Source organism: Parahoeflea olei (genome assembly GCF_001703635.1).
GTDB lineage: Bacteria > Pseudomonadota > Alphaproteobacteria > Rhizobiales > Rhizobiaceae > Hoeflea > Hoeflea olei.
In genome coordinates, this window is record NZ_LQZT01000001.1 from 97214 (window position 1) to 105993 (window position 8780).

General features: G+C 67.3%; 6 protein-coding genes. 2 read left to right on the forward strand and 4 right to left on the reverse strand.

All coding sequences use genetic code 11. The annotated features are described in order from the left end of the window. Nucleotides 1-2257 (forward strand): heavy metal translocating P-type ATPase (locus tag AWJ14_RS00500; protein WP_342587229.1); only part of this gene is annotated, 2257 nt, incomplete at its 5' end. A gap of 220 nt (nt 2258-2477) precedes the next feature. Here the strand turns inward: AWJ14_RS00500 and AWJ14_RS00505 are convergent. Continuing rightward, the gene (locus tag AWJ14_RS00505; RefSeq protein WP_066173427.1) at nt 2478-4421 is read right to left on the reverse strand and encodes a methyl-accepting chemotaxis protein; all 1944 of its coding nucleotides are present in this window, start codon (nt 4419-4421) and stop codon (nt 2478-2480) included. A 77-nt stretch (nt 4422-4498) separates the two neighbouring features. After that, on the reverse strand, nt 4499-5113 hold the full coding sequence (locus AWJ14_RS00510) for a hypothetical protein (protein ID WP_066173429.1): 615 nt from the start codon (nt 5111-5113) through the stop codon (nt 4499-4501). 476 nt (nt 5114-5589) lie between these two features. On the opposite strand from AWJ14_RS00510, the gene AWJ14_RS00515 reads away from it, so the two are divergent. After that, nucleotides 5590-6654, forward strand: a complete 1065-nt coding sequence (locus AWJ14_RS00515; protein WP_066173431.1) for a Gfo/Idh/MocA family protein — start codon at nt 5590-5592, stop codon at nt 6652-6654. A 3-nt stretch (nt 6655-6657) separates the two neighbouring features. On the opposite strand, the gene AWJ14_RS00520 is transcribed toward AWJ14_RS00515, so the two are convergent. Together AWJ14_RS00520 and AWJ14_RS22610 are read right to left on the reverse strand one after the other, a co-directional pair. Continuing rightward, nucleotides 6658-7797 (reverse strand): Gfo/Idh/MocA family protein, encoded by a 1140-nt coding sequence (locus AWJ14_RS00520; RefSeq protein WP_066173434.1) that lies wholly within the window; start codon nt 7795-7797, stop codon nt 6658-6660. Between the two features lie 84 nt (nt 7798-7881). Beyond that, a partial coding sequence (locus tag AWJ14_RS22610; protein ID WP_245304081.1) for a glycoside hydrolase family 9 protein occupies nt 7882-8780 on the reverse strand: 899 nt, incomplete at its 5' end.

Below are 8780 nucleotides of genomic sequence, written 5' to 3' on the forward strand. Positions count from 1 at the left end.
TCTGCGTGAGGACCGCGCCGTGACTGCCAAACCAGACCATCTGACATTCGACATCACCGGCATGACCTGCGCGAGCTGTTCGGCCCGCGTGGAGAAAGTGCTGTCGCGTCAACCGGGCGTCTCGGGCGCGCGCGTCAATCTGGCGCTGGAACGGGCGGATATCGACGGCGATGCGCTCGACCCCGCGGCGCTGGCGAGCGCCATCTCCCGCGCAGGCTTCGGCGCCGTTCTCAGGCGCGACGATTTCGCGGCCCACCGCGAAGCTGACGAGGCCCAGGCCGCGCAACGCCGCGCCGACGAGCGCCAGACGCTCGTCCGCCTGATCGTCTCCGCGGTGCTGACCCTGCCGATCGTGATCGGCATGCTGCCGATGATGACCGGATTGGGCGAGGCCTGGATCTCGCCCGTGTGGCAGGCCCTGCTCGCCACCGGCGTGATGCTGGTCTCCGGCAGCCGCTTCTGGCGCGAAGCCACCGGCGCCCTGCGCGGCGGCTCGGCCAACATGGCGGTGCTGGTGAGCCTCGGCACCGGGGTGGCCTATCTGTGGTCGCTGTGGGTGATGCTGTCGGGCTGGGCAAATCCGCATGCGGACCACGCCGCCGGCATGGCGTCGCACCTGCATTTCGAAGCCGCCGCCGTCGTGCTGACGCTGGTCATGCTCGGCAAATATCTCGAAACCCGCGCCAAATCCGGCGCCGCCGGCGCGCTGCGCGCCCTGGGCCGGCTGCAGCCCGACACCGCCGAGCGCAAGGACGCCGACGGCAAACTGCACACCGTGCCGGTGGAGCGGCTCACCATCGGCGACACCATCCTGATCCGCCCCGGCGCCCGGATCGCCGCCGACGGCATCATTCTCGCCGGCCAATCCTCGCTCGACGAGGCCATGGTCACGGGCGAAAGCATGCCGGTGGCGCGCGGCCCAGGCGATCCGGTCATCACCGGCACCACCAACACCGACGGCGTGCTCGAAGTCGAGGTGCGCGCGCTCGGTGCCGACACCCGGCTTGCGCGCATGACCCGCCTGGTCGAGGAGGCACAGTCCGGCCAGGCCCCGGTGCAGAAGCTGGTCGACCGGATCTCGGCCGTGTTCGTTCCGCTCATCCTGGCGATCGCGCTGGCCACGCTGGTGGGCTGGTTGCTGGCCGGCGCCGATTTCGAAGCCGCCATGGTGGCCTCCGTTGCCGTGCTCGTCATCGCCTGCCCCTGCGCGCTCGGCCTGGCGACGCCCACGGCACTGGTTGCCGGCACCGGCGCGGCGGCCAAGGCCGGCATCCTCATCCGCGATATCGAAACCCTGGAACGCGCCACCGACATCAGGGCGATCGCGTTCGACAAGACCGGCACGCTGACCGAAGGCACGCCCACGGTATCGCAGCTCCATCCCGCCGTTCCCGGCGGGGAAGCCGAGCTGCTTGGTCTCGCCGCCGCGCTGGAAACGGCAAGCGAGCATCCGCTCGGCCGCGCCATCGTCGCCCGGGCCCAATCGGATGACGTGCCGGTGGTCCCTGCCAGCTCGATCCGCGCCGTGCCCGGGCGCGGCCTCGAGGGCACTGTCGACGGCGCCACCATCCGCATCGGCTCCGAACGCTTCCTGATCGAATCCGGCATCGACACCGGCGCGGCCGACGCCGCCATCCGCGAGACCGCAGGCACGCTCGCCTGGGTGGCCCGCGACACGACCCTGATCGGCGTGATCTCGCTTGCCGACGCCATCCGGCCGCAGGCGCGGCAGGCGCTCGGCGAACTCACCCGCCGCGGCCTTGCCACCATCATGCTGACCGGCGACAACGAGGCCACCGCCCGCGCGATCGCAGCCGAAGCCGGCGTCACCGACATCCGCGCGGGCCTCCTGCCCGGCGAGAAGCTCGATGCCATCCGCGCGCTCGCCAGCTCCACCGGCGGGCATGTGGCGTTCGTCGGCGACGGGCTCAACGACGCGCCGGCGCTGGCCGCCGCCAATCTCGGCATCGCCATGGCCGGCGGCGCCGACGCCGCCCGCGAAGCCGCCGCCATCACGCTGATGCGCCCCGATCTTCGCCTGGTGCCGGCCGCGCTCGATGTCGCCGCCCGAACCCGGCGCACGATCCGGCGCAATCTCGGCTGGGCCTTCGTCTACAACCTGATCGGCATTCCGCTGGCGGCCTTCGGCATCCTGCCGCCGGTCTTTGCCGGTGCGGCAATGGCGTTTTCCTCGGTCAGCGTCGTCACCAATTCCGCGCTGATGGCGCGCTGGAAGCCGGATCTTCCGGCCGACTGAGCAGGGACCGGCTTGCCGGACAGGAACTTGCCTGCCTTCCGCTGCGGTGAGGCAGGCCGGCCCGGCGCAGACAGGGCGCTCTCAAAGGCCCGCGAGACAGCAAGGCCTCCTGCGCCGGCGGCGCAAAGGCAGCCCCCGGAAAGCCTTCTTCAAAGACGAAAACGGCCCGCATCCTGACGGAGGCGGGCCGTTGCAATGGTGAGCGGGTTCGCAGATCTGCTCAGAACTCTTCCCAGGTGTCCTCGGCCACGGCGGCGTTGCCTTGGCTCTTCAGTTGCGGCCGCGGCGCCGCAACCGGTTGCGCGACTGCCGGACGGCCGGCGGCCTGCGCCATCACGCGGGCCGTCGACCGCAGCGCGCTCGATTGCGCCGAAGCCGATCCGTCGATGGTGAATTGGGAGATCAGCTCGCGCAGCTTGGCAGCCTCCTGGGCCAGTTCGGCCGAGGCGGCATTCGATTCTTCCACCATGGCGGCGTTCTGCTGCGTGGTCTGGTCGAGCGAGTTGACGGCCTGATTGACCTCCGACAGGCCGGTCGACTGCTCCGTGGCCGAAATCGCGATCGCATCCATATGCGTGTTGATCTCGGTGATGAAGCCGCCGATGGTGCGCAGCGCTTCGCTGGCCTTGCGGACCAGATCCACGCCGCTCGACACCTGGGTCGACGAATTGTGGATCAGCTCCTTGATTTCCTTGGCGGCATTGGCCGAGCGCTGGGCGAGCTCACGCACTTCCTGGGCCACCACCGCAAAGCCCCTGCCCGCCTCACCGGCGCGCGCGGCCTCGACCCCGGCATTGAGCGCGAGAAGGTTGGTCTGGAATGCGATCTCGTCGATCACGCCGATAATGTTGGAAATCTGCTTGGAGCTTTCCTCGATCCGGCGCATCGCATCTTCGGCCTGTCCGACCACCTCGGACGACTGGTGCGCCGAGGAATTGGCCTGGGAGGCCACGCTGCGTGCATCGTCCGTGCGCTTGGTCGAGTTGGCCACATTGGCGGTGATTTCCTCGACCGCAGCCGCGGTCTCTTCCAGCGCTGCGGCCTGCCGCTCGGTGCGCTTTGACAGATCGTCGGTGCCGTTGGCGATCTCGCGGGTGCCGGTCTCCATCGCCGAGACGCTGTCGGTGATCGCCGCCATGGTCTCGCTCAACTGCCGGACCGACTGGTTGAAATCGTGCCTGAGCGCCTCGAAGTCGGGCGCGAAAGCCTCCTCGAGCTGGAACGACAGGTCGCCCGAAGCAAGCCGTCTCAGGCCGCCGGCCAGACCCGAGGTCGCGATCCGCAGGCGTTCGGCCGCATCGGCCTCGGCCTGCTGCTGGGCGGCGATGCGGTCGCTCTCCGCGCGCTTGCGGTTTTCCTCGGCTTCCGCCTGCAGGCGCTGGTTGGCGCGGGCGGCTTCGCGGAAGATCTGCATGGAGTCGGCCATCTGGCCGATCTCGTCCTTGCCGCCCTTGTCGATGGTGACATCGAGTTCGCCATGGGCGAGCCGCGCCGTCGCATGAGAAAGCCGGTTCAGCGGTCGCGAGACGAGCATGAAGTTGAGCAAGCCCATGCCCGCGGCCACCAGCGCGATGACGATCGAGGCCGCCAGGCTGATGAATTCGACCGAAGCCAATGCCGACCGCTGGTCCGCCGACGCCACCTTGGCGTTTGCCTGGAGATCTGCGGTTGCGGTGCCGATCTTGGTCGAGAAATCCTTGAGCAGCTTGGCGCCCTCGCCCGTCAGCTCCAGCACACGCGCCAGCTCGACGGTCATCGGATCGCGCATCAGCAGGATCTGCCGATCGACCACGGTGCGGCGCCACTCATCGATCGTGGCTGCGGCCTGTTCGAGCACCGGAAGGTCTTCCGCGGCGTTTGCGGCATAAAGCGACTTCAAGTCGGCAAACTGGGTTTCGATTTCGGCCACCACGTCATTGTAGTCGCTCACGAAGTCACGATTGCCCGTCAGCAGGAAGTTCTTCAGCGCCAGATTGGCCTGGTTGACGTGATCGGAAAGTTCGCCGGTCTTTTCTACCAGCTGTGCCATCGTCTGGTTGCGTTCGACCAGCTTGGTCGCCGTCGTCGAACGAGCATACATGAAGCCAGATGCACCGATGGCTATGAGCGCCAGGATCGCAAAGGCTAGGAACCCTTTGGCGGTGACAGAGATGTTCTTGAGCATGATATGCGTCCTGTTAAGTCGTAAAAAGCGCAGCCCGATCAGGTCCGCCAATCGGCATGCGCGTGAAGATCATGGCCTCATGCCCCGGGTGAAGACCGGCGCTCAAGCTCGGTCAGATTGAGTTCCATCGTCACCGCGCCGATCGAGGATCCGCTGGCTGGGTCGGTGACGGTGAAGCTCACCTGACCGCGCCAGATCTTCGCCTCGTCGTCCCATTCGGGCTCGTCGATGAACACCGCGTCGCCGGACACGTTGTAGGTCTTCTGGAACTTGCCTTCGTCACCCTGCCAGAAATCGCTGGTGATCGAGCTTTGGCCGACATTCAGCCCGTTCTGGTCCATGACGAAGATTTCGGCGTAAAGGCCGAGCGACTTGCCCTGGATGCGGGTGAGATAGATCGACAGCGGATTGGACAGGGTGGCGGCGATCAGCGGCTTGTCGTCGCTTTCGCGCTCTGCGACCCATTGCTTGTCGAGCGAGTCGATCTGCTCCTGGTTGAGCTTGTCGAGCCTGCTGTTCTGCGCCTTGATCGAGATGCGAACGATGTCGGTTTCAATCGACTTGCGCATCTCCGTCATCACGGCCGGGGTGACGAGCTTGTGCACATCCGGCATTGCCGGCTCGGCAAGAACCGGGGACGTCGCCAGCACGGTTGTTGCTGCAAGGGCGATCAGTGTCTTGGTAACATCCATTTGCAAATCCTCTTTTGTTATACAAATGGAGAACAAACTTTAATTCACCGTTAAGCCCGCTAACAATGATTGACCCAGTGTTCCGCCGTCACGGGCGAGCTCGCCGGCGACCATTTCTACGCGTTGCTTGAGGAACGAGCGGGGCGGCGCAACGGGAAGGTTGGCGTCGATGGCGGGAGATGGGGGCAGAGCATGAGCGGCAGTGCGCGCAGAAGCTGGGTCGCATCCGGCAGGAAGCGGCAGACGGGCGTCGCCCAGCGGAGACGACGCCCGTCAAGCGACGGCAGGGTTTCCCCCGCCATGCCGCCGGTCAAGGCAGACACTGCCTGCGTAAACTTGCACCGACCTTGCGTTGTTTTTCTACCGGGTTGCGACCTGCCGTGCTTGCTCCGGTTCCGGCTCCCCGCACGGCCCCGGCGCGGGCGCCTTGCCGTTCACTAACCGGGCCTTTACAGATGCCGCGCTAGGACCATGTCATGACCCACTCCAACATCATCCGCTGGGGCATTGCCGGAACCGGACAGATCGCCGCGCAGTTCGCCGGCGACATCCGCCACGCCCCCTCGGCCGCGCTCGCCGCCGTCTGCTCCCGCGATCCGGCAAGGGCCGCCGCTTTTGCGCGCAGCCATGGCGACATTGCCCCGTTCGGCTCGCTCGACGACATGATCGCTTCGGGCACGATCGACGCCGTCTATCTCGCCACCCCGAACATGGCCCACCATGCCCAGGCGCTGGCGTGCATTTGTGCGGGCATGCCGGTGCTGATCGAAAAGCCGATGACGGCCTCGCGCGAAGAAGCCGTGCAGATCCGCACCGCGGCGCTCGAGGCCGGCGTCTTTGCGATGGAAGCGCTGTGGAGCCGCTATCTGCCGGCTGTCCGGGCCGCCCGCCAGGCACTGAAGAACGGCGTCATCGGCGAGATCATCGCGCTTGAGGCCGACATTGCCTGGCCGCAACCCTATGCCCCCGACAGCCGCTTCTACGACAAGGCCCAGGGCGGCGGAGCGCTTCACGATCTCGGCATCTACGGGATCTCGCTGGCGCGGTTCCTGCTCGGCGAGGCCACCGGCGCCGAGGGCGCCTGGGTCAGGGCTGCCTCGGGCGTCGACATCTCGGCAACACTGAGGCTGCGTTTCGGCCATGTCGAGGCGGCCATCACCTGCGGCTTCGATCGGCTGGGCTCCAACCGGCTGATCGTGGAAGGCGAAAAGGGCGTGCTGGTGCTCGGCCCGCCCTTCATCAAGGCGCAGGCCTATGGCGTCTACGGCTCGCGCCGCCTCGCCGATCTCGCCCAGCCGGGCGATGGCGCAGGCGGACGCAAGCTCGGCAAGTTGCTGCAGCACCTTCCCCTGCCCGGCACCGCGCGCCAGGATTTCGGCTTTCCCGGAACCGGCCTCCAGTTCGAGATCGAGGCCGCCTCTCAGGCAATCCGCCAGGGCCTTTTCGAGGAGCCGGACAACCGGCTCGACGACACGATTGCGGCCTTGCGCATCATCGAGCAGGGGCTGGCGCTGCCGCCCTCTCCGGGGACCGCGCCGTAAGCCTCAGAAGCCCGAGCGCGGCGTGAAGCTGCCGCCACCGGCATTCAGCGCCAACGCCAGTTCCGTCAGGTGCAGGGCGCGCTCGCCCGAAAAGAACGGCTGTGTCCCCGCCGCGATCGCCTCCGCCATCACCGAAATCCCGCGTGCGAAATCGATGCGCGAGGGAAAGGCGGCAAGGCTCTGCGCCCGCGGCGGCGACGGATAGGCCACCGCCCGGCCGTGGGTGAGCCTGAGCGGCAGCACCCGGCCGCGACTGCGCTCGAACCGGCCGATGAGGCGCTGCAGCAGCGGCCGCGCGCCATCGAAGCGGCTCAGATGCACCGGCGAGCGGTCGTCCCACAGATCCCGCACCACCACCGTGCCTTCGTCGCCGACAATGGTGAGCGAGCGATCGCGCGGCGCGGCGAGCCCGCAGGTGAGCCGCGCAGTAACCCCGGAGCGGAACGCAAGGCAGCCCACGGAAAAGTCGGGCGCGAGCCTCAACCCCGCCGCCGCCGGCCCCTTGTCGGGAAAGGTCAGCGCCGAAAAGGCCTGGCCATGATCGACCGCGCCAAACAGCGACACCAGCCAGGACAGGGCATAGCCCGCATGCTCGAGCGTGCAGCCGATCTCGAATTCATGCGCGCCCGGCCAGGCGGCACCCGAGCGCGAGCGCCAGTCGCGCCAGTTGTCCTTGAACACCGGACCGTCTTCCATCTCGGCATAGGCGAGCCGCGGCGTGCCGATCCGCCCCGCCCCGATCAGGCTTGCGGCCAGTGCCTGCGCGTCCGACAGCCCGTTGGCCGGTGCACCGCAGACGGTCAACCCTGCGCGCGCGGCCAGGTCGATCACCTCGCGCGCCTCATCGAAGGTCATCGCCAGCGGCTTTTCGCAATAGACATGCTTGCCCGCAGCAAGCGCCGCGCAGTTGATGTCGTAATGGCTTTCGGGCGCGGTCAGGTTGACGACGATCGTGACTTCGGGATCGGCAAGGCATTCCCCGAGGGACCCATAGACGCGGACGTCATGGAACCGCGCAAATGCGCCGAGCCGCGCGGGATCGCGGTCCCACACGCCGGCAAGCCGGAGTTCGGGATAGTTGGCAAGCGTCGTCATGTAGTAGTCGGCGACGAAACCGGTGCCGATCAGCGCGATTTGGGTCATGGGTCAGGAATCCCGGCAATACATCGCCGGCATTCTGCCATGCCCGCGTTAAGATGCGGTTGCCCGGCGCTACGGCGGGTCACGCTACTCGGTGTCTGCCAGGAACGAGGCGATCCAGGCCAGCGGCGCGTTCCAGTTGATGGCGATCTCGTTGGTCGAGAACGAGCGCGGATCGTCGACATAGCAGGTCTGCGGCGCGCATCCCTCGAGCGTGTCGATCGCATAACTGTCCGCGAGCCCGCTGTTGGGTCCGCCCGCAAGCGCGCCCTTTGGCACTGGCGGATAGGACGGATCGAGAGAGGCCGCGAACATCCAGGAGTACTGGTTGTGCGCGAAGGTTTCGCCGTAGCCTGTCACATAGGAAATGCCGAGCGCATTGCGGCCGAGAATATAGTCCATGCTCTCGCGCACCGCCTGCAGGTAGCGCGTCTCGCCGGTGATGTCATAGGCACTGGCCACCACGATCATGTTCTGGATCAGCGACTGGTTGGAGCCCCAACCATAGCCGCCCGGCGGGTCGTAGAGAAGGCCGAAGCCCTCCGTCGTCTGCACTCCGAGATAGGCCTCGGCCGCATCGACGACCGAGGCGCGCACCTGCTCGAGATCCTGCGGCGAAAGAGCGGACGGGACCGCAGCGAGATCCAGGCGCGCGAGGGCCGCCACCGCCCGCCAGCTGAACCCGTCGGGCTGGAACACCGGGCCGGACCAGTGCGGCGAGGCCTTCGCCTTGGCAAGCCAGGCAGCATCGCCGGTGCTCAGATAGAGCTCAACCGCCGCCCAGTAGAACTCGTCGGAGACGTCGTCGTCCTGGTAATCGCCGCCGCCGAAGCTTCCATCGGTGGCGGGCGCATAGAGCGCCGGATGGGCCTCGGCCGCATGATAGGCGCGCGTGGCGGCAACAAGCAACCGCTCCGCATAGGCCTTGTGATAGGGCGAAAACAGCCGCGCGCCCTGGGCCGCGGCGGCGGCCAGGTTCAGCGTTG